Source organism: Streptomyces sp. NPDC006610 (assembly GCF_040611575.1).
Lineage (GTDB): Bacteria > Actinomycetota > Actinomycetes > Streptomycetales > Streptomycetaceae > Streptomyces.
On sequence record NZ_JBEXOP010000007.1, the window covers coordinates 1 to 26,413 of the forward strand.

General features: G+C 70.0%; 23 protein-coding genes and 4 pseudogenes. 13 read left to right on the forward strand and 14 right to left on the reverse strand.

All coding sequences use genetic code 11. From position 1 onward, the window contains the following. Together ABZY13_RS07640 and ABZY13_RS07645 are read left to right on the forward strand one after the other, a co-directional pair. Positions 1-152 (forward strand): RICIN domain-containing protein (locus ABZY13_RS07640; protein WP_356628132.1); only part of this gene is annotated, 152 nt, incomplete at its 5' end. A 121-nt stretch (positions 153-273) separates the two neighbouring features. Next, positions 274-735, forward strand: coding sequence for a DUF4241 domain-containing protein (locus ABZY13_RS07645; RefSeq protein WP_356627968.1), 462 nt, complete (start codon positions 274-276; stop codon positions 733-735). Positions 736-882: 147 nt separating this feature from the next. Here the strand turns inward: ABZY13_RS07645 and ABZY13_RS07650 are convergent, their stop codons facing one another. Both ABZY13_RS07650 and ABZY13_RS07655 read right to left on the reverse strand, forming a co-directional pair. After that, positions 883-1,401, reverse strand: coding sequence for a DUF1203 domain-containing protein (locus ABZY13_RS07650; protein WP_356627969.1), 519 nt, complete (start codon positions 1,399-1,401; stop codon positions 883-885). Positions 1,402-1,542: 141 nt separating this feature from the next. Next, positions 1,543-1,695, reverse strand: coding sequence for a hypothetical protein (locus tag ABZY13_RS07655; RefSeq protein WP_356627970.1), 153 nt, complete (start codon positions 1,693-1,695; stop codon positions 1,543-1,545). A 112-nt stretch (positions 1,696-1,807) separates the two neighbouring features. Between ABZY13_RS07655 and ABZY13_RS07660 the strand changes: the two genes are divergently transcribed. Then, positions 1,808-4,603, forward strand: a complete 2,796-nt coding sequence (locus ABZY13_RS07660; protein ID WP_356627971.1) for a hypothetical protein — start codon at positions 1,808-1,810, stop codon at positions 4,601-4,603. Positions 4,604-4,661: 58 nt separating this feature from the next. Here ABZY13_RS07660 and ABZY13_RS07665 read toward each other — a convergent pair. The 3 genes and pseudogenes from ABZY13_RS07665 to ABZY13_RS07675 form a co-directional block, all read right to left on the reverse strand. After that, positions 4,662-4,829, reverse strand: a pseudogene (locus tag ABZY13_RS07665) (transposase); the annotation flags it as partial. A 100-nt stretch (positions 4,830-4,929) separates the two neighbouring features. Beyond that, on the reverse strand, positions 4,930-5,343 hold the full coding sequence (locus tag ABZY13_RS07670; RefSeq protein ID WP_356627972.1) for a hypothetical protein: 414 nt from the start codon (positions 5,341-5,343) through the stop codon (positions 4,930-4,932). A 381-nt stretch (positions 5,344-5,724) separates the two neighbouring features. Continuing rightward, a complete protein-coding gene (locus ABZY13_RS07675) occupies positions 5,725-6,570 on the reverse strand; it encodes an NAD(P)H-binding protein (protein WP_356627973.1) in 846 nt (281 codons plus the stop codon). An 83-nt stretch (positions 6,571-6,653) separates the two neighbouring features. On the opposite strand from ABZY13_RS07675, the gene ABZY13_RS07680 reads away from it, so the two are divergent. After that, positions 6,654-7,256, forward strand: a complete 603-nt coding sequence (locus tag ABZY13_RS07680) for a TetR/AcrR family transcriptional regulator (RefSeq protein ID WP_356627974.1) — start codon at positions 6,654-6,656, stop codon at positions 7,254-7,256. A gap of 371 nt (positions 7,257-7,627) precedes the next feature. Here ABZY13_RS07680 and ABZY13_RS07685 read toward each other — a convergent pair. After that, a pseudogene (locus ABZY13_RS07685) lies at positions 7,628-7,811 on the reverse strand (IS5/IS1182 family transposase); the annotation flags it as partial. A gap of 440 nt (positions 7,812-8,251) precedes the next feature. On the opposite strand from ABZY13_RS07685, the gene ABZY13_RS07690 reads away from it, so the two are divergent. After that, positions 8,252-10,573, forward strand: a complete 2,322-nt coding sequence (locus tag ABZY13_RS07690; protein ID WP_356627975.1) for a beta-L-arabinofuranosidase domain-containing protein — start codon at positions 8,252-8,254, stop codon at positions 10,571-10,573. Between the two features lie 563 nt (positions 10,574-11,136). Beyond that, positions 11,137-11,385, forward strand: a complete 249-nt coding sequence (locus ABZY13_RS07695) for a hypothetical protein (protein WP_356628162.1) — start codon at positions 11,137-11,139, stop codon at positions 11,383-11,385. 160 nt (positions 11,386-11,545) lie between these two features. Here ABZY13_RS07695 and ABZY13_RS07700 read toward each other — a convergent pair. After that, positions 11,546-13,594, reverse strand: a pseudogene (locus ABZY13_RS07700) (acyltransferase family protein); the annotation flags it as partial. 430 nt (positions 13,595-14,024) lie between these two features. Here ABZY13_RS07700 and ABZY13_RS07705 point away from each other — a divergent pair. Together ABZY13_RS07705 and ABZY13_RS07710 are read left to right on the forward strand one after the other, a co-directional pair. Beyond that, complete coding sequence (locus tag ABZY13_RS07705) at positions 14,025-14,663, forward strand: RNA polymerase sigma factor (RefSeq protein WP_356627976.1); 639 nt, start codon at positions 14,025-14,027, stop codon at positions 14,661-14,663. Next, positions 14,660-15,595: a CU044_5270 family protein gene (locus ABZY13_RS07710; RefSeq protein ID WP_356627977.1), complete on the forward strand. Its 936-nt coding sequence runs from the start codon at positions 14,660-14,662 to the stop codon at positions 15,593-15,595. The genes ABZY13_RS07705 and ABZY13_RS07710 overlap by 4 nt, the downstream gene beginning before the upstream one ends. Positions 15,596-16,039: 444 nt before the next feature. Here the strand turns inward: ABZY13_RS07710 and ABZY13_RS07715 are convergent, their stop codons facing one another. Then, complete coding sequence (locus tag ABZY13_RS07715; protein WP_356627978.1) at positions 16,040-16,780, reverse strand: class I SAM-dependent methyltransferase; 741 nt, start codon at positions 16,778-16,780, stop codon at positions 16,040-16,042. Between the two features lie 1,109 nt (positions 16,781-17,889). Here ABZY13_RS07715 and ABZY13_RS07720 point away from each other — a divergent pair. After that, positions 17,890-18,041: pseudogene (locus ABZY13_RS07720) on the forward strand (transposase); the annotation flags it as partial. Positions 18,042-18,287: 246 nt separating this feature from the next. On the opposite strand, the gene ABZY13_RS07725 reads toward ABZY13_RS07720, so the two are convergent. Both ABZY13_RS07725 and ABZY13_RS07730 read right to left on the reverse strand, forming a co-directional pair. Then, positions 18,288-19,679: an NAD(P)-binding domain-containing protein gene (locus ABZY13_RS07725; protein WP_356627979.1), complete on the reverse strand. Its 1,392-nt coding sequence runs from the start codon at positions 19,677-19,679 to the stop codon at positions 18,288-18,290. Positions 19,680-19,708: 29 nt separating this feature from the next. Next, positions 19,709-19,870: a hypothetical protein gene (locus ABZY13_RS07730; protein ID WP_356627980.1), complete on the reverse strand. Its 162-nt coding sequence runs from the start codon at positions 19,868-19,870 to the stop codon at positions 19,709-19,711. Positions 19,871-19,956: 86 nt separating this feature from the next. On the opposite strand from ABZY13_RS07730, the gene ABZY13_RS07735 reads away from it, so the two are divergent. After that, the gene (locus ABZY13_RS07735; protein WP_356627981.1) at positions 19,957-20,322 is read left to right on the forward strand and encodes a metalloregulator ArsR/SmtB family transcription factor; all 366 of its coding nucleotides are present in this window, start codon (positions 19,957-19,959) and stop codon (positions 20,320-20,322) included. 262 nt (positions 20,323-20,584) lie between these two features. Here ABZY13_RS07735 and ABZY13_RS07740 read toward each other — a convergent pair whose 3' ends face one another. Continuing rightward, the gene (locus tag ABZY13_RS07740) at positions 20,585-21,172 is read right to left on the reverse strand and encodes a TetR/AcrR family transcriptional regulator (RefSeq protein WP_356627982.1); all 588 of its coding nucleotides are present in this window, start codon (positions 21,170-21,172) and stop codon (positions 20,585-20,587) included. A gap of 139 nt (positions 21,173-21,311) precedes the next feature. Between ABZY13_RS07740 and ABZY13_RS07745 the strand changes: the two genes are divergently transcribed. From ABZY13_RS07745 to ABZY13_RS07755, 3 genes are all read left to right on the forward strand, one after another. Next, positions 21,312-22,154 (forward strand): methyltransferase domain-containing protein, encoded by an 843-nt coding sequence (locus ABZY13_RS07745; protein WP_356627983.1) that lies wholly within the window; start codon positions 21,312-21,314, stop codon positions 22,152-22,154. Positions 22,155-22,579: 425 nt separating this feature from the next. Next, entirely contained in the window at positions 22,580-22,999 is a 420-nt protein-coding gene (locus ABZY13_RS07750) for a hypothetical protein (protein ID WP_356627984.1), read from the forward strand. Positions 23,000-23,260: 261 nt separating this feature from the next. Further along, a complete protein-coding gene (locus tag ABZY13_RS07755) occupies positions 23,261-23,530 on the forward strand; it encodes a hypothetical protein (protein WP_356627985.1) in 270 nt (89 codons plus the stop codon). 321 nt (positions 23,531-23,851) lie between these two features. On the opposite strand, the gene ABZY13_RS07760 is transcribed toward ABZY13_RS07755, so the two are convergent. Genes ABZY13_RS07760 through ABZY13_RS07770 form a run of 3 tightly spaced genes read right to left on the reverse strand, consistent with a single transcriptional unit; the run spans position 23,852 to position 26,309 of the window. Then, on the reverse strand, positions 23,852-24,916 hold the full coding sequence (locus ABZY13_RS07760; protein ID WP_356627986.1) for an ArsO family NAD(P)H-dependent flavin-containing monooxygenase: 1,065 nt from the start codon (positions 24,914-24,916) through the stop codon (positions 23,852-23,854). Then, positions 24,913-26,004 (reverse strand): ACR3 family arsenite efflux transporter, encoded by a 1,092-nt coding sequence (gene arsB / locus ABZY13_RS07765; protein WP_356627987.1) that lies wholly within the window; start codon positions 26,002-26,004, stop codon positions 24,913-24,915. Before arsB ends, ABZY13_RS07760 begins: the two co-directional genes overlap by 4 nt. Then, on the reverse strand, positions 26,001-26,309 hold the full coding sequence (locus ABZY13_RS07770) for a metalloregulator ArsR/SmtB family transcription factor (protein WP_356627988.1): 309 nt from the start codon (positions 26,307-26,309) through the stop codon (positions 26,001-26,003). The genes arsB and ABZY13_RS07770 overlap by 4 nt, the downstream gene beginning before the upstream one ends. Positions 26,310-26,413: the final 104 nt, after the last annotated feature.

Here is a 26,413-nt window from a genome sequence, read left to right on the forward strand (position 1 = left end):
ACCAGAAGTGGACACCCCAGCCCGACGGCAGCATCCGCAGCACCCACTCCGGCAAGTGCCTCGACGCATCCGGAGCCACCTGGAACGACGGCACCCCCGTCCACCTGTGGACCTGCCACAACGGCCCCAACCAGAAATGGACCCTGCCATAGCGGTCGAGTGATTCCCGGACAGTCCGCCTCTCACCCCGTGTGACGGCGGCGTGAATGCCGCCGCCCCGGGCGCAGAAGACATCGGCGTGGTCCCCACCGTACGTACGGCGGGACCACGCCGATGCCGTTGCTCCGGAGGTCGCGACGTCGGGCGGGGCCGTACGAACACTTCGGAGAGCGTTTCGACTGCGTTGCGTGCGCCGCTACCCGCTTGCTCATCAGTGACGACCCCGTGGTCGGGTGGGAGATGGGCCTGAGTGTCGACGACGACATCGACCGGCTTCAGCCGGGCGAGCTGATCCGCTTCTGCTCCGACGCCGATGTGGGCTGCTTCCCAGATGCCGGCGCGTGGACGGCCTTGACCGCACCGTTTCGCACGTATGCGAACGGCGTGCCGGCACCGCGCCACTCCGAGCGACTGCCCGGCGGGTGCGAGCGGGTAACCGACGAGTCGCAACAAGCCGATCTGGCCACGTTCACGGCACAGTCCGTCCGAGGTCGCGCCCCAACTCGCCCGAGGCGTGACCGGAAGGATTGGCCGAGCCGCTCACGCCGCGGCGGCGAGGGGCGTCCGCCTGGATGATCGATTCCATTGGGGCAGTGGTCATGGGCGGTCAGTTACAGCGCGGTGGTGAGGGAGTCCAAGTCCGGCGTCACAACCGCACTTCGTGCTCCCTCGTCCCCTGCGGGCGGCCGGTCCCCTGAGACGATCATTCGGGTGGCGCGGCGGCTACCGGCCCCCGGTGGGGGGCCGTCGCACCTCGAAGTGGAAGCATCCGTATTCCAGTGCCCTGACATGCACGAGCACCACGGCCGGGTCGCTGAACGCGTCGTCGAAGGCTGCGTCGAAGCCGGTCGTGGCGTCGGCCGGAATCTCCAGAAGACGGCCACCGGCAATATGGCCCTGGGCGTCATAGCGACGCACGGTACGCAGGGCGCCCGGCCGCGCGAAGGGGTAGGTCTCGCCGGGGGTGAACCCGCCGCAGTCATCGGCGTGGATGAAGACGGGACCCTGTTCGTCGTACGCGCCCGGATCTGCGCCCTTCGCGGCGGCCCAGCGACGCAACGGGGCATAGGAGACGAGGGCAATCCGCTCGCCGAGCGCGATGGGGCTCAGGCAGCAGCGCAGCGGCGAGCCCACGTCGTCGTGGGTCGCGGTGTACGGGGCGCAGGGACGGCCCGCGTCATCGGCGACCCGCAGTTGCTCGAGGGCGGCTGCGTCAACGGGAAGCACGGTGTACCTGGTCATGTGCCCATGCTGGATCGACGCACGTGTGGGTGCTGGCAGGAATCGGACGTCATGTTCGTGCATGCCCACGCGGAAGACCCCGCGACAAGGCCGCACCCGCTGAACGCGTGCCGCATACGACGGGCGACCCGCTGTACTTTCTCATCCAGGGTTCGTCGGTCCGTCGCGGCTGTAGCGGGCGGGGGCGACGAGCATGGTGGGCAGCGAGATGAGCAGCGAGAGGCTGCCCGCGGTGTTGATGTCCTCTCCGAACAGCAACACGATCGTCGGAATCAGCAGCTCACCTCCGGCCACGTTCGCGAACTTCACCCGAAAGTGGCGGATTTGACCCTATGCAGGAGAACAATGATCCCCTACAGTGCCCGTTCCGGGCGTGGAGAGCAGCAGGCCGGGAAACGGGGGAACTGTGGCGCCTGTTTTCGATCACAGGCTGTTCGAGCTTGTACAGAGGCTGGTGCAGCGGCCGGCCAAGGAGGAGTTACCCGAGGAGGTGCCGGGCCGGGACGGCATTCCGGTCCTGGAGCTGCTCGGTGCCCACGCTGCCGAGCTCGGCGCGCAGTTCGGTCATGCGGCGCACGGTGCCAGGCCCCGGTCCGTGCCGTATCAGCGCATCGACGTGGAGGCGCTGTGGACGGAGGTCGTCGAGGAACGCGGCGCCGTCGGTTCGGCGACCTACCTTGAACCTGCATGGCAGAAGGCCGAGCTGTGCCGCCGCACCCTCGTGCTCCTGGGCCAGGAGTTCTCGTCCGACCGTTACGGCAAGGATCAGCGGGTGCGCTTCCGGCGGCTCGGCATGGTGAACTGGCTGCTTCAGACGACTGATTCCATGCAGGAACCGGACGGCCAGCAGGGCCATGTGGTGATCCGGCGGCTGCGGGATCGGGAGCTGGCACGCAGGCGGCTCTTCAGGCTGATGAGCAGCCCGAGCACCGAGGCAGCGCTGACCGGCCAGGTCCGCTGGTGGGCTCAACTGTTCGTGCTGGTCCTCGTCCCGCTGATCTGGTTTCGGCTCTGGCGGTTCATCGGTCAGGAGTACCGATGGCTGCTCAAGCAGCCCTATATGGCGCCCGCAGACCCCGGGACGTTCGTCGGGTTCGCGCTGCGACTGACGCAGCCGCGCTGGGGACGCGAAGACCCCGAACAGATCAGCAAGTTGATGATCAACGCATTCCTCGAGGATCTGCGGGCGGCCCATCGACGGCAGGGCTGGTCGCGCCGTCTGCGTGCAGGGGGACATCGCCGCACGGCCTACTGCACGGCCTGGCTGCAGGGTGCCGCTCACAGCAACGGCGGCCGTGACTTCGTCCGTCTTCTGGCCACGGTACGCAATGACACCGGCGCGTTCGACCCCCTGCTGCTCATCGTGAGCCGCCCGGAAGAAGCCGGGGAACCCGTCCGGGTCCGTGAAGTCTGTGACGATCCGTCTCCCTACGACGCCTGGTGCGAGCGGCTGATCGCAGGGGGACGGGACCGACAGCCGGAGTTCTGGTACCTGCCCGTACGCATTCCGGCCCCGATCGTCGAAGGTGATGCGGCCCATCAGCTGCAGGCCGATCGCACCGCCCGCGCTGCCCGGTGGCAGGTTCCCAGGCCCCCGCGCTGGACCAGGCGCGCGCTGCGACGCACAGCCGCCCTGGTGCTCGCGTGTGCGGCAGCCCTGGTGGTCGTCGAACGTGTCCTGGACCACCGCGCCGATGAGGAGGCGTGGAAGAAGCAGCACTGCGGGCTGAGTGACAGCGATCCGGACGCCGAGACCGTATGGCGTGAAGAGACGACAGGCGAATGCGTCGGCATCGCCCCGAACGGGTTCGCCTTCGGCTCCCAGGACGGGCGTGTCCGGGAGACTCTCCAGGTCATCGCGGAGCAGAACGACGAGGCCGACCGTATCCATGAGGATGTGCCCGGCCGGCCGGTCATCACCTTGGTTCATCTGTCCGCTCTGCTCAGCGCACCGAGCGGTGACTCGGACAGTGCTTTGGCGTATGCGCGGGAGCAGCTGCAGGGCGCGGCCAGTGCGCAACGCCGGCAGCTCGACATCTCCCGTGGCAATGCGCCCGTTGTGCGGATCTTCCCGGCCAGCGCCGGCTCGGGGATGCGTTTCGGGGCCGATGTGGCCCGCAAGATCGAGGAGCTGATGGCGCAGGACTCCACGATTGTCGGCGTCACCGGTCTCGACCAGAGCCGCAGGGCGACGATCGGCACCATCCGCGAGCTCACTCGGGTGGGCTTGCCGATGATCGCCACGACGCTCTCCGCGGACAGCCTGCCAAGCCACTCAGCGCTGTATCTCCAGGTATCTCCGCAGAACCGGCGCGAGGCTGCCGTTGCGGCCGCGTACGCGGCCCGCATGGCCGACCAGGAGAGGATCGGGGAACGCAGTGTACGCATCGTGTACTCGCTCGATCCGACCGACGAGTACAGCACCAATCTTCGCGAGGACGCGGCCGAATCCTTCGGCCGAGCCGATTTCCACGTGACAGAGCAGGGTTACGTCCCGGAGTCCGCCTCCGGGCCTGTGCCCGAGGGAGCCACGCCCGGCGAGATCGGCAAACGGGCCTGCGGGTACGACGGCCTGGTCTTCTTCACCGGACGGACCGAGGATTTCATCACCGTGGTGGAATCCACCAACACCCGCTGCGGGCGCACCCCGCCCGCCTTCCTCGGGGGCGACGATGTCGCCCGGCTCGGTGCGGATCCCGCTCGGCGGCGCGGGCTGGCCCGAGTGCCCTACGAGTTCCTGGACTTCACCCTCGGTTCCACCGACTGCGAGGGGAACAGCGACCTGTACACGACGATGAAGGAGCTGTTTCCCAAGGAGTGCAGGAGTGCCCCTGACACCTCACTGGACGGCCATGCGGCTCTCGCCTTCGACTCGGTGAACCTGTACCTCACGGCCATTTCGCACCTTCAGGACACCGCGCCGGGAGTGCCGCTGACGCCCGCTGCGGTCTGGCACGGCCTGAGCGGTATTCATGGCGATGACGCACTGGACGGGGAAAGCGGAAAGATCGACTTCGGCGGGGTGGTGGACCAGCAGGTCCCCCTCGACAAACTCATCTCGGTCCAGCGCGTGGAGAATGGTGAACGCCCGCGTGAGATGGGTTTCTGCGGCCTTGTCGGCGACCAGGCGCAGGCCGGGTGGTGCCCGCCCTCGGAGAAGCGGCGTCGCCGCGTGTTCCGGCCGACCGTTCCTCCCGGGTGACGTCTGCAGAGCCTCGGCGTTCTTCCTGCAGATCGTGCGGGAGACAGGCACACTGTCAGCCGGTCCGCCCTTGGCAGTGGATCGCGTTCACGATCTCCCTCAGGTCGTAGGCGCCCTGGTGGCCGCTGACCGAGCGGTGCCGGTCCTTCCACACGGTGATCACCGGCTCGATCAACGACCACCGCTCGTCCGATAAGTCGCTCGGGTGCGGCTTGCGTTCACTGACCCGGTCGCATCACCAGATCAACAAGCGCGGAGCGGCAGATTCTGCTCCGCAGCCACACCATCAGGCGACAACAGACCCAGTCAGAAAGTCCTGAAACACGCTAAGAGCATGATTCACCCGAGCAGGGCGTCCCAAGACGGTTGAAGCCGACGAGGCGCGGCAAGACGACGAAGGGGAAGGACTCGCCATCGGGGGTCTTGAGAGCCGCCACGATGTCATGGTCCGGTGCACCGAATATCTCGAAGTGCTCCACGGTGCAGTGCTCCATCACCTCGCGGATGTACGGATCCGAGAGCCGCCAGTGGGCGCGGATGGCATCGGAGTCGCGGTAGAGCTGGAAGCTGTGCGCCAGCATCCGCTCCTCGTCGATGAAGACCTCGACCATGAGCTGAGGGCCGTGCTCTTGAGCAAATGCCACCGCCTGCGCGATGGCGCGCCGGAAACCGTCGAGGTGACCGTCCGTGATGCGCATGGTATTGCGGAAGAGAATGGTGCTCCCCTTTGTGATCTCCATGCGCCGAGTGTTGCGCCTCAACCAAGGTTGAGGTCAAGGGTGCCGTCCGGCCGGCGGTCCCCGAGTGCTGCCGCTGGACGTCGGCCGAGACCGTGCCCTTCTTCAGGAAGCCGCGTCGATGACCAGCGCACCGCCCGGCTCCCCAAGCTTCTCGGTGACGTACTCCTGCACGACGGTCGGCTGACGAGTACCGAGGAGGCCCAACACGTGTGGCAGACCTCCGAGGAACTCGTGGGCGAACGCCTCCGCACCGGCTGAGAGGCGCGGCGCACCCTTTGGCCTCTTCCGGTGCGAACTCGGTTGAAGGAACGGCTTCGGTGGATCAGGGCGCCGAAGGAGTGCCCCGGGCGCGCGCCGCCTTCCGTGCGCCCGGGGTGGCTTCTATCGGAATGCCTGGAGGTTGCGCGCGACCCACTCGTCGAAGGGCCTGGCCGGCCGGCGCAGGATGCTCTCCACATCGGGGCTGGTCGTCTGCTCGACCGGCAGCGGGGCGCCCAGGATGTCCAGGGTGCCCTCGATGACGTCCTCGGGCATGAAGTGCGCCATGCGGGCGCGGGCCTGCTCACGGGTCAGCTCTACGAGGGCAACGTCCTCGCCCAGCGCCCGGGAGATCGCTGCGGCCTGCTGACGCGGGCTGACGGTCTTGGGTCCGGTCAGCTCGTAGGCACGGCCTGCGTGCCCTTCTTCGAGCAGGGCGGCTGCCGCGACCGCGGCGATGTCGGCCGGGTCGATCACGGGCAGGGCCACATCGCCGAACGGGGCGAAGACGGTGCGCCGGGTGCGCACCGACTCGGCCCAGGCGAAGGCGTTGGAGGCGAAGGCGCCCGGGCGCAGGATCGTGAACTCCGCTCCGGACGCGCGCACGGCGGCCTCGAACGCACGCAGGCGGGTGTGGGAGGGGGCCGTGGGGCGGGTGGCGTTGATCTGGGAGGAGAGCAGGACGATCCGCTTGACCCCGGCGTTCAGGGCGGTGTCGATCAGGTCGTTCGGGTCTTCGCCGTGGCCGTTGAGTTCGCCGCCCAGCAGGAGGAAGAAGGCGTCGGCTCCGTCGAGGACGGGCCGCATGCTCGCACTGTTCCCGACGTCGGCCCGGGCGTGCCGGATTCCGGCCGGGAGGTCTTCGAGCTGCGGGCGTCGTGAAACGGCTACGACGTCCCCGCCCGCCTCGGTCAGCAGGGGTACCAAGGTCCGCCCGATGTTGCCGGTCGCGCCTGTCACTACGATCATTGGCATGCCTCACACCTAAGTTAGTTAGCTGACTTACTGCGACCGTAGCACGGCCGGGCCGGGGGTTGGCTATGGTTAGTTGGGTGACTGACTCAGTGAAGCCCCGGGCGCGGGCGGCCGACAAGCGCCGACGACTCACGACCGAGGCGGCCCGGGTCCTGCATGAGCAGGGCGTGGAGCGCACCACTCTCGCCGACATCGCGCGCGCGGCCGATGTTCCCGTCGGCAACGTCTACTACTACTTCAAGACCAAGGACGAGCTGGTCCTGGCCGCGCTCTCCGAGCATCGCGCGCACCTGGACGAACTCACCGGCCGCCTGGACCGATTGCCCGGTCCGCGTGACCGCCTCAAGGCCCTGATCGAGGCATGGGTCGACCAGCGCGAGGTCGCCGCCCGCTACGGCTGCCCCACCGGCACCCTCGCCGTCGAACTCGACAAACGCGCCGACGGAACCCTCGACGCGGAGGCCGGCACCGTGATCCGGCGTCTGCTGGAGTGGACCGGGCAGCAGTTCCGCGCCATGGGCCTCCCCGACCCGGACGACCTCGCCGTCACCCTCGTCTCCGCCTACCAGGGCATGTCGCTCCTGGCCAACGCCCTACGCGACCCGGAACTCATGGCCCGCCAGGGCGCCCGCCTCCTCGACTGGCTCGACTCCCTGCGTACTCCCGATCAGACTGCCTGACCAGGCGTGGTCTTCGACCTGCTCCACGCGGGCGCGGCGGATCCGACCGGGCACTTCCACCAGCGGCGGCGCATGGCAGTAGAGGCTTCGCTCGCCCGACCGCGGGCTGAAGGAGGCGCCGCTGACGCCGTGCCCGTCCACGACCGACCCGGCCGTGGCGCGGGAGTGGCTGCAGTGGACGGCGGCCGGACTGGAAGGACTGCTGCCGCAAACGGCTGGAGGAGCCGTATCGCGGGGTGTGCGGTCGTGGCTGCACGACAAGGGTGCGTGTTACCGCCGAAGCCCTCGTCGGCACCGTGGAAGATGCCCGCCATGCGGGGTCCGGGCAGGTGGATGGTGGCGGTCTTCTCGTAGCGGGTGGCTATGCCTCACCGCTTCAGGCAGTTGCTACACCGCTCGACGGTGTTGCCCTGCTTGCAGGTCTCGCGGTCGAAGGCCGGTGGCCTGCCGCCTCGGCTGCCCCGGCCGAGCCGGTGGCTCCGCCGGGGCAGCCAGGACGGGGGTCACTGCTCGGATGCCACGCTGGCGCAGGTGCTCGCGGAAGGCGCGGGAGGAGCACACGCCACCGACGTGAGCGCGTTGGGGAACGGCGCTCCCCCGGCCGGGCCGGTGCTGCGGCCGCCGAGGCATGAACCTCGTCGCTTCGCACGCGATGGGGCATGCCGCCCGGGCCGTACAAGCGTGCCGAGACGCGTCGGTACGTACGGCAGTCAACGCGCGTGAGGCGACGCTGCCCCTCTGTCGTCGAAGAACCACGGGAATCCGTCCGGGGCGTTGACGCCGCGGTACCGGCTCACTATGGTTCCGACGACACTGCGAACAATGTTCGGTATACCGAACAAGCGGGTAGACGGCAACACCGAGGGCTGTTCGCGGTGCACGCCGGCCTCGGTGTCCCGGCTGCCCGCTGTCCGGGCCGGTCGCGGGGTCGTGGCGGATTCAGCGGAGCGATCGTCGGCCCACGGGCCGTTCCACCTGAACGGAAAGGACGCACCATGCCCCTCTCCCCCACCAGGCGCCGCCTTCTGCAGATCGCCGGAGCCACGGCCGTCGCCTCCGTCGCCGGCGACGTCGTCGGCGGCAGCCCGGCCCAGGCCGCGGTGATCCCGCCCGTCCGGGCAGACATCGGCGCCCTCGCGCATCCGTTCGCCCTCGGCCAGGTCCGCCTGACCGCGAGCCGCTGGCTCGACAACCACAATCGCACCACCGCCTATCTGCGGTTCGTCGACGTGGACCGGCTGTTATACAACTTCCGCCACAACCACCGCCTGTCGACGGCCGGCGCCGCCGCGACCGGCGGCTGGGAGGCTCCGAACTTCCCCTTCCGCAGCCACGTCCAAGGCCACTTCCTCACCGCCTGGGCCCAGTCGTACGCCGCCACCGGAGACACCGTCTGCCGGGACAAGGCGACGTACATGGTCGCCGAACTGGCCAAGTGCCAGGCGAACAACGGCGTCGCCGGATTCGCCCCCGGATATCTCTCCGGCTACCCCGAGTCGGACTTCACCGCCCTGGAAGCACGCACGCTCTCCAACGGCAACGTCCCGTACTACACGATCCACAAGACGCTCACCGGGCTGCTGGACGTCTGGCGCCTCCTCGGCAACATCCAGGCCCGCGACGTGCTGCTGGCCCTGGCCGCATGGGTGGACGCCCGGACCGGCCGCCTGACCTCGGCCCAGATGCAGGCGATGCTGGGCACGGAGTTCGGCGGCATGAGCGCCGTGCTGACCGACCTCTACCAGCAGACCGGCGACGCCCGCTGGCTCGGCGTCGCCCGCCGCTTCGAGCACGCAGCGGTCCTCGACCCCCTGGCCGCGGGGCAGGACCGGCTCAACGGCCTGCACGCCAACACGCAGGTGCCGAAGTGGATCGGAGCCGCCCGCGCGTACAAGGCCACCGGCGCCGCCCGCTACCGCGACATCGCCGCCAACGCCTGGAACATCTGCATCGGCGCCCACACCTACGCCATCGGCGGCAACAGCCAGGCGGAGCACTTCCGTGCCCCCCACGCCATCGCCTCCCATCTGCGCCAGGACACCTGCGAAAGCTGCAACACCTTCAACATGCTCGTCCTCACGCGGGAGTTGTTCGCCCTCGAGCCCAACCGAGCCGCTCTCTTCGACTACTACGAGCAGGCGTGGCTCAACCAGATGACCGGCCAGCAGAATCCGGCCGACCCGCACGGCCACGTCACCTACTTCACCCCGCTCAACCCCGGCGGCCGGCGCGGGGTCGGGCCGGCCTGGGGCGGCGGCACCTGGAGCACCGACTACACCACCTTCTGGTGCTGCCAGGGCACCGGCCTGGAGATGCACACCCGGCTGATGGACTCCATCTACTTCCACGCCGGCACAGCGCTCACGGTGAACCTGTTCGTCCCCTCGGTGCTCACGTGGACCGAGCGAGGCATCACCGTCACGCAGACCACGTCGTACCCGGCGGGCGACACGACCACCCTCCGCGTCACCGGCAACGCCGCCGGCAGCTGGACGATGCGCATCCGCATTCCCGGCTGGACCACCGGCGCCACCGTCAGCGTCAACGGCGTCGTGCAGAACATCGCGACCACACCCGGCAGTTACGCCGTCCTCAACCGCACCTGGGCATCCGGCGACACGGTCACCGTCCGTCTGCCCATGCGGATCGTCATGCGCCCGGCCAACGACGACCCGAACATCGCCGCGATCACCTACGGCCCGGTGGTCCTCTCAGGGAACTACGGCAACGCCACGCTCGCTTCACCGCCGGCCCTGGACACGTCCTCGATCAGGCGTACCGGCTCCACCACACTGGCCTTCACCGCCACGGCGTCCGGATCCACCGTGAACCTCGGTCCGTTCCATGACGCCCATGGCCACAACTACACGGTCTACTGGACCATCGGCACGGTGCCCACCGTCCGCCTGGTCAACGCGGCCAGCGGGCTCGTGCTGGGCATCCAGGACATGTCCACCGCCGACGGCGGCCGGGCCCTGCAGTGGACCGACTCCGGCACCGCCGACCACAACTGGGAGATGATCGCCGACGGCGGCGACTTCCGCTTCCGCAACGCGCACAGCGGCAAGGTTCTCGGCGTCCGGGACATGTCCACCGCCGACGACGCGACCGTCCTGCAGTGGACGGACAACGGCACCGCCGACCACCGCTGGACCCTCCTCGACCAGGCCGACGGCACCTACAAGATCCGTAACGTCCACAGCGGCAAGCTGCTCGCCATCGCGGGCGACTCCACCGCCGTGGGCGCGTTCGCGGTCCAGGACTCCGACGACGGCACGGCCGACAACCGATGGCGCGTCGTGCGCAACCAGGGTTGATCCGGGCGGTCCCGGCGGCTTCGGGGAAAGCGCATCCACCGGAGCAGGGCACGAACCGCCGTTCCGCGCGCCGCCGGACCTCCGGGCGTCGTCGGCGCGCGGTGGTCGAATGGGGAGGCGTGCTCTTCGTTCTCATGCACGACCATGACGGTGAACGGCTCGGCGGTGTGCTCAGTGGGTCCACCGTCCGGGGCCACCACTGTGGTGCTGCACGGCGCGACGGCACATGACATGGGTCCACAGGACGGTGAAGGCATCAGACATGCCGTGACCGACGGTCGGCGACCACTCGGTCGAGGGCGCCGACGGCAAGCGGCCGAGGAGCAACGGAGGAGGCCGGAAGGGCAGGGGCTGCCGGCGTCAGGACCCACAGGCAACGGCATGACCGGGCAACGGTCCGCTCGGCGGCCTCGCTCAGGTCGTGCCGGAAATGCCATCTGCGGACGGAACCTCCGCCATCCGGAAACCCTCACCGAGTCCGAGCAGCTTCCGCCCGAGAACGTCCGGGCCCACTGCCCCGAACTGGCCGCCCTCACCCGGGGCATGCCCGCTCCTTCCCGACCATGCCGGCCGAGCGCCGGGGCGAGCGCCTGCCGGACCGCCTCGACGCCGTCCGGCAGGACGACTCGCCCAGCCTCCACACCCTCGCCGTCGGCATCGACCGGGACCGCGACGCCGTCATCGCCGGCCCCACCCTGGCCTGGAACTCCGGCGTCGCCGAAGGCCACGTCAACCGGATCAAGACGCTCAAACGCCAGATGTTCGGCCGGGCAGGCTTCGTCCTCCTGCGTGACCGAGTCCGGCTGGTGTGACGGGCCCGGTGGGGTCACCCAGGACTGCGCCATCGGCGTTGCGGCGGGGTCGATCGGCGGGGTGCGGGACGCCGGCGATCCCCAGTTCCCGGATCTCCTGCCGCAGTACCGGGGTCAGCGCCTGCGCGTAGGACTCCGCCACATGGCTTCCGTCACGGTAGACGAAGGTGTCGCCGACGACCACGGGGCATCGGCCTGCCTGCGGACACAGCCACGGCTTCGGGTCGATGACCGCGGCGCCGGTGCGGAGGGCCGCCCTCTCGCCGGCCTCCCGGAGAGTGGGGGACCTGATCACATCTCGCTGGTCCGCCTCGCAGTTCTCCAGCCGCAGCGGATGCCGCGCCGCGCACTCGACGGCATCGCCCCTCGGCCACGGATTGTCGAGCAGCACGACCACGCGGCCGGCGTCACGGGTCAGCCGCCGGTAGACGCGTTCGTACCCCGCTGTCCATTCCCGCGGCGGCTCCTCCATCCGGTTCACCGGCGTGGCCTCTTCGGACGAGGAGGCCACGACCAGCATCGGCCGCAGCTCTGTGATCCGCTGCAGCGCTCCCCTCCTCCAGGTGTCGCACGCCTCGTACGCCCTGCCTTTGGAGCGAAGCGTGACGTCGGCGGTCTTGCAGGACGCCTTCGTCAGCGACACCAGCTTCCACCCGTGCTCCCGACTCCACCGGTCGAGCGCGGGAAACCACTGCGCCGCATGGGAGTCGCCGAAGAGGACGACGACCTTCTTCGAAGACCGGTCCCCGTAGACGCACGCGGGCGAGCGTGTGGCACCGTAGCCGAGGTGACAGCCGTCGCGGTAGACGGCCGATCGCTGCTCCTTGACGTCCGGCAGCGACGGGGACAGATTGGCCGGCAGTGCGGTGCCGGACGTGGCGATGAGGTCGGCGAGCCGGGCGTGGGGGTCCTGCGCCGTCGCCAGGGTCTCGCTCAGCTTCGGGGAGTGGACCGAGGAGCCGATCGCCGGCGGGAAGGACGCCGCGACGAGGCAGACGCACACGACGCTCGCGGACAGACCGAGGCCGAGGGTCACTGCCGCCGTGGGCCTGCGATGCAGCGACGCACGGAAGCGGACCGGGTTCTCCACCAGGTGCAGGGTCGCCCAGGCCAGCAGCAGGGCGGCCGCGCTCAGCTGGAGGGACAGCACAGGAGTGGCCGCCCGGTGCAGAGCCAAGGGACCGAGCATCAGCAGCGGCCAGTGCCACAGGTACCAGCCGTACGAGAGGTCCCCCACCCAGGCGGCGGAACGGAGCGCGAGCAGCCGTGAAACGCCGGACGGAGACGGCCGGCACCCGTCGGCGATCACCAGGACCGTCCCGAGTACGGGCAGAAGTGCGAAGTGGCCGGGGAAGGGCGTGTCGGCGTCGTACAGGACGGCCGAGGCGACGATCGCGGACAGCCCGAGCCACGCCAACGCCGCGGACACGCAACGCGGTACACGCACCGGCGTCCCGGCGCAGAAGGCCAGCAGGCTTCCGGCCCCCAGTTCCCACAGCCGGGTGTGGGGGCCGAAGTACGCCCAGGACGGCGAGACCGCGGTCGCCCGCACGCTCAGGACGTACGAGACAAGGCACAGCACGCCCAGCGGCAGGACCCTCAGCCACGGGCGCCGCAGCACCTTCCAGCTCACCAGCAGGAGCGCGGGCCACAGCAGGTAGAACTGCTCCTCCACGGACAACGACCAGAAATGCTGGAACGGCGACGGCGTGCCGCCCTCCTGGAGGTAATCGGCTTCGGAGACCGCCAGGTTCAGATTCATGCCGTACAAGGCGCTGGTCAGCGCATCATGCAGGAACTCCTCGTAACGGACCTTCGAGGCGAAGAGCCGGCAGCCCACGAGGGTGGTCAGACAGACCAGGGTCGCCAACGGGAGGATGCGCACCGCGCGTCTGCCGTAGAAGCGCCGCAGGGACAGCGATCCGCACCGCCCGGCCTCCCGCAGCAGGCCGGACGTGATGAGGAAACCGGAGATGACGAAAAAGACGTCGACTCCGACGTAGCCGCCGGCCAGCCGGGGGACTCCGGCGTGCGCGAGCACGACGAGGACGACGGCCAGCCCGCGCAGCCCCTGGATGTCCCGTCGGAACGGAGGCTCCGGCCGGCCGCCGGCACGGGACGCTGCGTGCCCGTGCTCACGAGGTGGGCCCTCCTCGGGCAGACGGTCCGGCCGGTCCGGCGTCGATGCCCGTTTCGGACGGGGGGCCATGGGTGTGCGTGTCACACTCCCAACTGTCCGCAGGCGGGGCGCGGTTACTGTTGCTCGGGTCACATGACGCGACGCGGACGACGCCGGGCACGGGCGTACCTTTTCGGCTCGCCGCGCCGCGACGCGGGCCCACTCGGTGACCTTCACAGGACCGTCCGGACGGGTACGCCCTTCGTATCCCGCCCTTCCAGGACCGCGACCCCAGCCCTGTCATCGTCCGGCTGGTCGGCCGGAACGAGCCGGTGAGCGGCTTGGCCGGCCTGCGTGCCGGCGCATCGGGCTCCTGCGGCTGCATCGGACCTGCGGCCGGAGCCTCGGCCGGGCGTTCGCGAAGCGCCGCGTGGCCACCCGTTGTGCCTCCGCGCCCTCGGCATCCGTTCGTATGACGTACGTCACTGATGCGCTGCCCGTGATGCGGACAGTTACAAGCGTGGAGCATTCACTGCGCGTCCGTGTCCGAGACGGGGACCCCGAGGCATTCGGGCGACTTTTCGACACCTACGCATCGACGGTCCACCGGCACGCCGTTCGGGTCACGGGCAACTGGTCCACGGCCGAGGACGTGGTGTCGCTGACCTTCCTCGAGGCCTGGCGGCTGCGTGAACGGGTGCGGCCGGAGGGGGACAGCCTGCGCCCCTGGTTGCTCGGAATCGGGACGAACGTCATGCGCAACATGGCGCGGACGGCGCGTCGGCACCAGGGCGCGCTCGCCCGGCTCCCTCCCGCTCCCCCGGTCCCGGACTTCGCCGACGAGGTGACGCAACGGCTGGCCGACCGGGAGGAGCTGGTCGCCGCGCAGCGGGCGCTGAGCGGGATGCGGCGCGCCGAGCGGGAGGTGTTCACGCTGTGCGTCTGGGAGGGTCTCGACACCGCCGAGGTGGCCGAGGCGCTCGGGGTGACCGCCGGCACGGTGCGAGTGCGACTGTCGCGCGCCAGGAGGAGACTGCGCGAGCTCACGGACACGGAGCGCGGACCGGGACCAGCAGCGGCTCGGCGCCCCGTGTCCGGTGACGGGACACGGGAGCGGCACAGCCGAGTGAACCAGTGCACGGAGGAGAGGAATAGATGACCCCGGAGCGACACCACCGGCTCGAGCCCGAGGAGATGGCCGAGCTGCTGCCGGCCCCGGGCGACCCGGTGCTCGGCCCGGAACGGCACCGGGTCCTCAGGCAGCACCTGATGCGGGAGATCGGCAGGAAGAAGCGGAAGGTGAAGCTCCGGCCTTTCCTCGGTCGGCGGCTCGCCGTCTGGGCGGCGCCGCTGGCCCTGGCGGCCACCGTGGCCACGGGGACGGTCGTCGTCGACGGGCTGCGGGACGGGCGTGAGGCCGTGCAGACGCCGGGCCGGTCCGTCACGTCGGTCGGCGATCCCCCGGCGATCACGATGGGCGAGGATCAGTTCCTGTACAAACGCCGAGTGATGTCGAGGGACTACACCCCTTCCGACGCGGACGCGGAGATCGTCCAGCGCGAGGACTGGCATGCCGTGGACGGCGGGCGGGACGGCCGGGCCCTGACAGGGCCGGAGCCCGCGGACACGGACCGTCTTGACCCCAATGCGCCCACGACGGAGCGCATGGCCATTTCCGGCAGTATGGACTACCGGGAACTCCAGGAGCTGCCCGCCGACCCGCAGAAGCTGCTGAAACACGCTTACAGGAAAACGGAAGGGCAGGGGCGGTCACCCGAGGAGGCGGCCCTCGGGTACATATCCACCCTGCTCGAACCGGCGGCCCTGGTCCCCGGCCTCAGCGAGGCGCTCTACCGGGCCGCGCGCCGGATCCCCGGCATCGTCGTCGAGGGCGAGGCCCAGGACCGGATCGGGCGCACGGGCACCGGCCTGTCCCTCCCGCACTCCAGCACGTACGACCGTGCCCTGGTCTTCGACGTGTCGAGCTCTGTCTTCCTCGGCGTCGAGGAGACGACTGCGCTGCTCGAGATCGGCGTCGCCGACCGGGTCGGTGAGCCGCCGGTCGAGTCCTGGAAACTCGGTTCCGGATGACGCCCCCGGTCCGGGAGGACGCCCGTTCCTCGTCCCGGTCGCCGTACCGGTACGGGGGCCGGGGCAGGCCGTTCGCGGGATCCGGTCCGTGCGCGGGCTCCGGGCAGTCGGGACCGCTGAGGCAGGACGTGGGGCCATGACCTCGAATCCCGGGCACGGGTTGTGCGATCGGTGCCGACGTGGTCGAAGTCGTCGGGACGCTCGCCCGCCTTCGCCCGCCTGAAGGGGGGTTGAGGTCGTCATTTCAGTGCCCTGCCTCGATCCCAGCAGCACCCGCCCGCCGGGGCGCACGGCGAGCTGGGCTCGGTAGCCGTCCCACTCTGACTCAGCCGCCACCCGGCCGGCAGAGTGGGGCACAGGGGAGTTGGACGGCTACGGCGTGGTCCGGCAGGCGGGGCAGGACGTGGGCGGCCGTAGACCCCGCCCTGCCGTGAGCCGCGGGAATCAGGTTGGCTTGCGCCACACGGAAATATGCTTCGCCGAGTCCTGGGTGAACGGCGCCCCGCCCCAGTCCGCGACGCGACGTTCCAGTTCAAGCCCCGCGATCCGTGCCATCAGGTCGAGTTCCGCCGGCCAGGCATACCGGTGTCGGGAGTTGCCGCGACGGTAGCGGCCGTCGTCACCGTCGCGGGTGAAGTGGTGCGAGACGAGTATCTGTTCAACCAGGTCGAAGGTGTCGAAACCGAGATGCTGCTCAGAGACGTCGAACGGCACCGCGACCTGGCCGGGCGGCAGGAAACGCAGCGGCGGCACGCCCAGCTCGATGACGAATCGGCCGCCGGGCTCCAGATGACGTGCGGCGTTGCGGAAGCATTCGACCTGTTCATCCTGCGTGAGCAGGTTGGTGATGGTGTTGTAGACGAGATAGACCAGGGTGAACTCGCCGGGGACGACGGTGGTGGCCATGTCCCCGATGACCACCGGGAGTGCGTCCTCGTCGATCTTGCGCCGCAGCACTGCTGCCATGTGCTCGGACAGTTCGATGCCCACCACCGGCACGTCGCGTTCCCGGAGCGGGACGCCTACTCGTCCGGTTCCGATGGCGAACTCCAGTGCCCGGCCATCTCCGGCCAGCTCGGCGAGGAAGGCGAGAGTCGGTCCGAGAACGGCGGCCGAGGACATCTCGGTCTCCTCGGCGTCATAGCGGTCGGCGGTCGCACGGCTCCACAGCTCACTGCTCGTCACAAGCGGCAACTGTGCCGGGCGCCAAGGGGCGCTGTCGACCCATTTACCTTGTACCGGCGGGCGGTACGGTCGTCCTCCCGGCGCAGCATGCACTCGCAACGCCCCTGGCAGTTGAAGTAGTAATTACTTCCGGATGCGCGTTGGGCCGAATGGGGGTGTACTGGGAACTGTGATCGTCCCGAAGTAAAAGCCCTCATACGGTACGGAAAGCACTTCACCCCTTTCGACGAGAGGTGATCTGTGCGCTGCGCCCGGAGGATCTCATGAGCAAAAAATCCTTCAGTACGAAGACTCGACGAAATCTTCGTTGCCTCTTCTCCGGAGGGGTGGCGACTGCCGCTGTCGTCACGGGCTCTCTCGCCTTGGCACCGTCCGCTCACGCACAATACGGCCCGTATACCTGCGTGTTCGGCCTTGTGTGGCGTGAGGCTGTGCCAGGGGATCGTGTCTGCGTAACTCCGCAGTGGCGCACCAAGACATGGAACGAGAATGCTCTTGGCCCCTCGCGGGTGCAGCCCGGCGGAGGGCCCTACGGTCCGGACACCTGCAAGCAAGGATTCGTGTGGCGTGAAACTCGGCCCTCGGACCATGTGTGCGTTCCCCCGCTGAGCCGCACCCAGAACCAGCAGGCCAACAGGAACGCAGTTTCGGGGTATGCCCATCCCGAGCAGCTCCCGAGCAACGGCATCTCCGCTTACTGGAAGTCGGACAACCAGCTGGTAGCGACTCCCCCGAACTTCTCCTTCTACAGTTGGGAGCCGGCCCGGGGAGCCAACTACAGGCCCATTGGCAGCGGGACCATCATCTTCGGCGAGAGGTGGCTGACTGATCGAGGCTGCCGGAAGTCCGAATCTCGAACGATGTATGTGCTCGCCGTCAACGAGACAACGGGTGTCGTCAGCAACGCCGGTAAGGTGGCAGTGCCCCTCTGCCTCTACCCGTGAGTTGCCCAGGCTGCACCCAACCGCGCCGGGCCGCCACACAACACCCTTCGCCGGGTGGTGGCGGCCCGGACGTCGCGGACGGGCCCGGCGCGGTGGCCTGCCCCGGCACTGCCGTCAGGGCCACGGACTACGTCATCGGAACTCGTTCGTCGCTGTCCTGGGACGGGCGCGTCGTCCTGGACGCAGATCCTGGATGCGGTCCGCCTCGGCCCGGCCTACGACGCCACCGCGGTGACTGCCGCCCAGCCCCGCGAATTCGGTGAACTGCTCATCGCAGCAGGACAACGGCGCCGGGCTGGCCGGACATCGTCATCGTGACTGGATGCGGCGAACGCGGATTCGGGCGAGGGCGGGGACGACGAGAGCTGGGGAGAACGTCGCGGGGGTGGCCCGGGCCGGCCACCCGGTCGCGGCGGTGATCAGGGTGTTGGGAACGGGAGACGCGTAGGAGACGATTCCCGAACCGGTGATCTGTGTGGCGCAGAGGGCGGCAGGGCGGCGGCCTGGCCGCGACCGGTCCCCTGTTCCGGTCGCTGCCTCGCCGTCGCGGACGTTCAGGTCGGTCACGAGCCGCAGCAGCCGCCCGCCGGGGCCTGGTCGGCGGCTGCCCCCGTCGTGGCGGGCGCGCCGAGCCGGACGAGTTGCGAGGTGGGCGCACAGCAGCCGCCGTCTGCTTGCTGGGCCTCGGGGGCGTCGAACAGGCCGGCGCCGCCGCAGACTCCGGTCTCGGGCAGGGTGAGTTCGACGCGGTCCGCGGACTCGATGTCACCGGCGATCGCGGCGGCGACGGAGCGGACTTGCTCGTACCCGGTCATCGCCAGAAAGGTGGGGGCGCGACCGTAGGACTTCATCCCGACCAGGTAGACGCCGGTTTCCGGGTGGGAGAGCTCGCGGTGGCCGTGAGGGTAGACGGTTCCGCAGGAGTGCTGGTTGGGGTCGATCAGCGGAGCGAGCGCAACCGGCGCCTGGAGGCGCTCGTCGAGGCCCAGGCGCAGCTCGTCGAGGAAGGACAGGTCGGGGCGGAAGCCGGTCAGGACGATCACCTCGTCGACCGGATCCAGGCGGCGGCCGTCCTCGCCGACCAGGCTGAGGCGGCCGTCGTCCGCCTGCTCGATCGCCTCGGTGCGGAAGCCGGTGACCGCGTCCGCGTGGCCCTCGTCGACGGCGGCCTTCGCCGCCAGGCCCAGGGCACCGCGTGCCGGGAGCTGGTCGGCTTCGCCACCGCCGAAGGTGGCACCGGAGATGCCCCTGCGCAGGATCCACACGCCCTTCGTGTCCGTGCCGTCGACGGACTTGGCGAGGTCGGCCAAGTAGGCGAGGGCGGTGAAGGCAGAGGCGCCGGAGCCGATCACGGCGGTGCGCTTGCCCGCGTACCGAGCCCGCACGGCCGGGTCCTTCAGGTCTGGGACACGGTAGGTGATCCGATCCCCGGCGGCCTTCTCACCGAGGGCCGGCAGGCCGCTGCCGCCGGCCGGGGACGGCGTGGCCCAGGTGCCGGAGGCATCGATGACCGCGCGGGCGAAGACGCGCTCCTCACGGCCGTCGCCATCGGCGATGTGGACGACGAACGGCTGCTTCTCGCGGTCGGCGTCCACGATCCGGTCCCGGCCCGCGCGGGAGACACCGGTGACGGTGGCGCCGGTGCGGACCCGCTCGCCGAGGACGGCGGCGAGCGGCTGAAGGTACTGCTCCGCCCAGTCTCCGCCGGAGGGGTACGTCGCCGGGTCGGGCCGGCTCCAGCCGGTGGGGGCCAGCAGCTTCTCGGCGGCCGGGTCGACGACCTCGCCCCAGGTGGAGAACAGCCGTACGTGACTCCACTCGCGGACGGCCGCGCCCGCACTGTCGCCCGCTTCCAGGACGAGGGTCTCGATGCCGCGTCCGGTCAGGTGGGCGGCGGCGGCCAGTCCCGTGGGGCCGGCTCCGATCACGACGACGGGGAGCTGCTGGGTGCTCATGGTGTCGGTCTCCTTGAGGGCGAGGGGGGTCAGTGCGGGTGGGCGAGGGCGGTCACCTGGTTGCGCGGGCGGCGTTCGGCCGCTCGGGCAGCACGGTCGCCGGCCCGGGCGCGGCTGTCGCAGAAGCTGACGCCGACCAGGTGGCGGGTGCGGTGCGGCGGGCCCGGGCCGGTGAAGTCAGGGCTCGACAAGCGGCGGTCACGACGACCCCCTTGTTTCGATGTCTGTCTATATCGCGGAGCTTGCCAGCCATATCGACAGCTGTCAACATAGAGGCATGTCGAAGTCGAAGGCTGTGGAGTTGCCCGTCCTGCAGGACGGCGACGCGGTGCCGTGCTGCCCGCCGATCACGGCCGGAGAGCTGTCCCCGGCGGATGCGGAGCGGATGGCGGCCATGTTCAAGGCGCTGTCGGATCCCGTGCGGCTGAGGTTGTTCTCCAGGATCGCCTCGCATCCGGGCGGGGAGGCGTGTGTCTGCGACATCGCCGATGTCGGCGTCTCCCAGCCGACCGTCTCCCACCATCTGAAGAAACTGCGCGAGGCCGGCCTGCTGACTTCGGAGCGGCGCGGCACCTGGGTCTACTACCGGGTCGCTCCGTCCGTGGTGGCTGCCATGTCCGCCATGCTCGACCTGCGCGTCTGACCGCTGCCCCGGGGCGGGGTCGCTGTGGTCGTCGTCAACTGCGAGGTCGGGCTTTCGACCTGGTCCGGCCGCGCGGCAAGAGCACGGATCCGCTCGATCGTGAGATCCGCCGCCGAAGCGGCGAACAAAGGCTGCTCATCCCCTCATAGCTGGTAGCCGTAAACCGCACTCGGTTGGAGGCCGTGGAACCGTGAGGCGCCAGCCCTCGCCGCCGAGGTGACGTACCGCCGCCTCCGGCAGCAGATCACGATGTCGTACCGGACTACCCGCCGCCCGCCAACGACGCGACCAGGCGTGTCATGGCGGGGCGCGGGTCGGGGGTGCCGGGCCAGGCGGTCATCAGAAGGTGGTGGGCGGTGCCGACGATCGCGAGAGCCGTGGTGGCCGGGTCGACCGTCTCGGGCACTCTGCCCAGTTCCTGCTCGGCCTTCAGATAGCCGGTGACGGCTTCCTGGATGGCGGTGAATCCCGGCGCCCCGCCTTCCATGGCCTCGCGGACACGCGACGCGACGGCGGGGCGGGTCATGGCCAGGCCCGAGAGGGCGGGGCCGCCGGAGTCGAACAGCGCCATGACGACGGAGTCGAGGTTCCGCGCCACCTCGCCCTGCCCGGCGAGGCCCGTCAGCGCCCGCGCCTTGGCCGCTGTCCGGGCGAACCGGTCGAGGCAGAGCTCGGCCACGAACTCGTCGAGCCCTGCGAAGTGCGCGTGCAGCAGCCCCTTGGCGCAGCCCGCCTCCGTGGTGACGGACCGGCTGGTGAGGGCCCCGGGTCCGTCCCTCTCCACGACCCGCTCGGCGGCCGCGAACAGCCGCTCACGGACGTCGGGCGTCGCCACTCCGCGCGGTGACATAGGCCTTCTCTCCCGTTCCCACACCGTCACCCACCAAGGACGGACTCCTGGGAGGGTACCGGCGATTGCCTGTTTGGGCGCACGCCCATACAGTTTGGGCGCACGCCCATACCACTTCGCTCCCTAGCAGGAGGCGCCCGTGTCCATCGTCAACACCGAGCAGGCACAGGCATGGAACGGCCCCGAAGGCGCTCACTGGGCACGCCATCAGGACCGCTGGAACGCCGTGAACCAGGGGTTCAACGAGCCCTTGCTCGACGCCGCCGGAATCGCCGGCGCCCATCGGACCCTCGACCTGGGGTGCGGCTCCGGGCAGACGACCCGCCTCGCCGCGCTCCGGGCACCCCGAGGAAGCGCGCTGGGCCTCGACCTGTCCCGGCCCATGCTGGACGGGGCACGAGCGCGCGCCGAACAGGAGGGCATCACCAACGTCACCTTCACCGAGGGCGACGCGCAGGCGCACCCCTTCGAGGCCGGCACGTTCGACGCGGCGATCAGCCGCTACGGAGTGATGTTCTACGGCGACCCCGTGGCGGCCTTCGGCAACATCGGCCGCGCGCTGCGACCGGGCGGGCGCCTGGCGTTCATCTGCCCGACCGACGCCTCGCTCAACGAGTGGGTGACCGCGATGGCATCCCTGCGCGGCCTGCTGCCGGTCGGCGACTTCGGGAGGACGGGGCAGCCCGGTATGTTCTCCCTGGCCGACCCGGACCACGTCCGCGGCGTCCTGACCGCGGCGGGCTTCACCGGCGTCGCCATCACCCGGACGCAGGCGTACGGGGTGTGGGGAAGCGGAGCCGAGGACGCGGCGCGGTTCCTGCTGGAGACGGGCCCCGGCCGTCACCTGATGGAACAGGCCGACCGCACCGCACGGGACCGCGCCCGCCACACCCTGACCGGGCACCTGCGCTGCCACGAGGCCGCGGACGGCACGGTCCGACTGCTCAGCACATCATGGCTGGTCACCGCGGACCGCCCCTGAGACCGGTCAACGCGCGCGCTCAGGTCCCGGCCGGATCAGGGGTCCTCGTCGACGCGCAAGGGTGACGCACCCCCTACCTCGCTGAGGCGATTGCGGCGTCGGTCCGCCTCCCTCGGCTCGGCTTGGAGCGGGGCCGGCCTGCGACGGGGGAGGTTGGCTCCGGCAAGGTGCGAGTCGTCATGTCCGGTGGTCAGGCGCTTGGGTCGCTCTCGGCGCTGGGGCCCGGAACAAGCAGCGACGCAAGGGAAGGCCGCTGGACACGCCGTTTTGTGCGGGTGCGCGGGCACCTTCGCATAGCTTTTGAGGCGTGGTCGGCGGATGCGGCAGGCAATCCGCTGACCAAGTCGAATAGGGTACTTCGTGGCCCCGACCAGCATGGGACACCAGGGGAAGCGACATCCCAGAGGGCGGGAGGAGTTCCAGACATGGCAGAGACCGCCTCCCGGCCGTCCGCGTCGGCGGGACTCGAAGCTGCTCTCCGGTCGCTGGGCGCCGCCGCCCCCGCGCCGCGCGAGCGGTGGGACGATCACGGTTGGGTGGCGGAGTGGGACGGTGACGTCCACGGTCACGACGTCTATGTCCTCGTCATGGGCGCCCGCAACCATCCTGAGAGCGTGCGGCTCATGCTGGACGACTTCACGTTCGAGGACGTGCGCACGGAGCATGCAGGGGAACTGGTGCGCAAGGCGCTCACCGGCGACGCCAGGGTGACCCGCGGTCGACTGCTGCTGTCGAGGCAGCTTGTCCTGGAGGTCCGGGCCGGCTCGGCGCGGTACTCGGCGAGCGTGAGCGGTGATTCCTTGGATGATCTGCCCGACTGGGCCAGGCCCTTGGCTGTGCCGTAGAGGAACGCCGACTCCGGATGGTCCGTGACGGCACCCGCGCATCTCGCCCAGCCGGGCCGAATCTTCATGGCGCTCTGCCTCTCTGGCATCCGGCCCGCCGGGGCCATGTCGGTCGGCCGAACGGGTCGATCTCAGCGTGCCCTCCGGTCTCCGCGTTAGTTCCGTGCAGGCGCTGGATACCCAACGCGGTGGCGAGGCACCGGCCGCACGGTCGGCGCCGCGCTGAGACAGCACAGACAGCAAAGACGGAGGCGGCGGTTCATGCCCAAGGTTCAGCAGCCCGTGACCGACGACAGCATCAAGGTGCGTCAGGTCAACCACTACCAGTTCAGCTGGGTCGCCGGGGAACCGGGCCGGCGCGGCACATTCACCCTGCAGTTGGTCCTCGACGAGGGCGCCTGGGAAGAGGTCCTCACCGTGGACGCCGAGGACGCCGACGTGCTGCAGGACCTGCTGGAGAACACCAAGACCGTCCACTACGACGTCTCCCGGCGCACGCTCATGTTCGGCGTCACCTCCACCGGCAACTGACCCCCCCCTGCGAGCCCCGACAGAAGCACCGGTCTTTCGGGGCTCGCAGCGGTGCCTCACAGACTCCGACGCCGCGCCATCGACTCCCGCCGGCCCGCTCTGCCGCACGTTCACAGGCGACTTCCGGCACGCAGGTCGAGGAGGTGCGGACCGATCCGGTTGGGCGTGGTGCTCGACTCGGCCAGGGAGATGACCCGGGTGCCTGTGGGAGCCGGTGTTAGATGCCGGACCGTCCGGCGCCGGGGCGGGGCGGCGACGCCCAAGGCGGTGATTCTCCGTTTGTCCGGCCGTGCACAGCTGTACGCGGACCAAGTCGCCGAGTCAGGTGTTCAGCTGACGCGCGATCTGCTGGGCGGCCTCTCGGGCGGGGCGGCCGACGCCGATGAGGGTGGCGGAGGCCGGGCCGGTCCAGTCGCCGTAGCCGAGCAGGTGCAGGCGGGGTTCGCCGACTGCCCGGGTGCCGACCGTGGGGACATGGCCGTGCGAGCCGCGCAGGCCAAGCGGAGCGAGGTGGGCCAGGGCGGGCCGGAAGCCGGTGCACCAGATGACGGCGTCCGCCTCGGTCCTGCTGCCGTCCGCCCACTGGAGGCCGGTGGCGGTGAGTCGGCCGAACATCGGCCGGGCTCGCAGGAGTCCCGCGTCGCGGGCGGCGCGGACGGTCGGTACGGCGACGATGTCCCCGAGTGAGGCGGCCCCGCCCGTGTCGGCGCGGCCGGTGTCGAGGGCGCGGCGGCGGGCGGTGGCGACGTCGAACAGGGCGCGGCCGTCGATGTCGTCCGGCAGGAAACGGGGCGGGCGCCGAGTCGCCCACGTGACCTCGACGTGGCCGTGGAGGGCGAGGTCCGCCGCGACCTGCGCGCCGGAGTTCCCGCCGCCGACCACGATCACGTGCTGCCCGGTGAAGTCGGCCGGACGGCGGTAGCTCACCGTGTGGAGCTGCCGCCCGGCGTATACCTCGCGGCCGGGGACGGCGGGAAGGAAGGGCCGCGACCAGGTGCCGGTCGCGCTGATCACCGCCCGGGCCCGCCATGCACCAGTGTCCGCCTCGACCAGGAGCCGGTCGCCGTCGCGACGTACGGCGTCCACGCGGGTGCCGTGCTGGACGGGCAGGTCGTAGCGCTTTGCGTAGTCGGTGAGATAGTCCACCACGTGCCCGGCGTCCGGGTAGGTCTCACCGGCCTGGGCGGGCATGGGGCGACCGGGCAGCGAACAGTGTTCCGCCGGGGAGAAGAGATGCAGCGAGTCCCACATGTGCCGCCAGGCCCCGCCCGGCGCCGGAGCGGCGTCGAGGATCGTGAAGTCCACACCCTGACGGCGCAGGTGGTAGCCGGCGGCGAGCCCCGCCTGGCCGCCGCCGACCACCACCACGTCCGCGTACTGCGTCATGAACCCTGCTGGGCGGCCGTGAACCTCCGCCGCCAGGCCAGCGAGACGTACACCAGCGCCACGAGCACCGGGACCTCGATGAGCGGGCCGACCACGCCCGACAGAGCCTGGCCCGAGGTGACGCCGAAGGTCGCGATGGCGACCGCGATGGCCAGCTCGAAGTTGTTGCCGGCGGCCGTGAAGGCGAGGGTGGCGGTGCGGTCGTAGGCGAGGCCGATCGCCTTGCCGAGCGCGAAGGTGCCGAACCAGATCACCGCGAAGTACACGAGCAGCGGCAGCGCGATACGCGCCACGTCCAGCGGCTGCGAGGTGATGGTCCTGCCCTGCAGGGCGAAGAGGACGACGATCGTGAACAGCAGCCCGTACAGCGCCCACGGCCCGATCTTCGGCAGGAACCTCTGCTCGTAGTTCTCGCGGCCCATCCTCCGCTCGCCGATCCGGCGGGTCAGGAAGCCGGCCAGCAGCGGGATGCCCAGGAAGATCACCACGTTCAGGGCGATCTTCCACATGGAGATGTCCAGGCGCTCGCCGTCGCCGAGGCCCAGCCAGCCGGGCAGCAGGTCGAGGTAGAACCAGCCGAGCAGGCCGAACGCCAGGACCTGGAAGACCGAGTTCAGCGCGACGAGGACGGCGGCGGCCTCGCGGTCGCCGCAGGCGAGGTCGTTCCATATGATCACCATCGCGATGCAGCGGGCCAGACCGACGATGATCAGGCCGGTGCGGTACTCGGGCAGGTCCGGCAGGAAGATCCATGCCAGGGCGAACATCACCGCAGGACCGAGGATCCAGTTGACGACCAGAGAGGAGATCATCAGCTTGCGGTCGCCGGTGACGGCGTCGAGCTTGTCGTAGCGGACCTTGGCCAGGACCGGATACATCATGATCAGCAGGCCGAGCGCGATCGGCAGGGAGATGCCGCCGATCTCCACCTTCGCCAGCGCGTCGTTCAGTCCGGGGATCACCCGCCCGAGCCCGAGGCCGACGGCCATGGCGACGAGGATCCACACGGCGAGGTAGCGGTCGAGCGTGGAGAGCCTGGCGACGACGGATGCCTCCTGGGTCGTCGCGGGCGCTTCGGTGCGGGTCACGGGCAGGCCCTCTTGTTGTCGGCGGCGGTACGGGCTCGTTCGGCGAGGTCGGCGAACTGCCCGGCGAGCTGGGCGATGACGTCGGGGCGCAGCTTGTAGTAGGTGAAGCGTCCGCACGGCTCGGTCTCGACGACTCCGGCCTCGCGCAGGACTCTCAGGTGGTTGGAGAGGTTGGTCTGCTTGGCACCGGTCTCCTCGACGAGGTGGGTGGTGCACAGCGTCTCGCGGGCGAGCAGGGTCACGATCCGGAGCCTGAGCGGGTCGGCCAGAACCCGGATCAGGTCAGTGTCGACTGACGTCATCATGGACTGATACTGTCACATCATCCGGCACTGATACCAGCTGAGACTGACCCACAGGCCCGTCGAAAGGGTCTTCCCATGTCCGCCGCACCGGATCCGCGACGGCA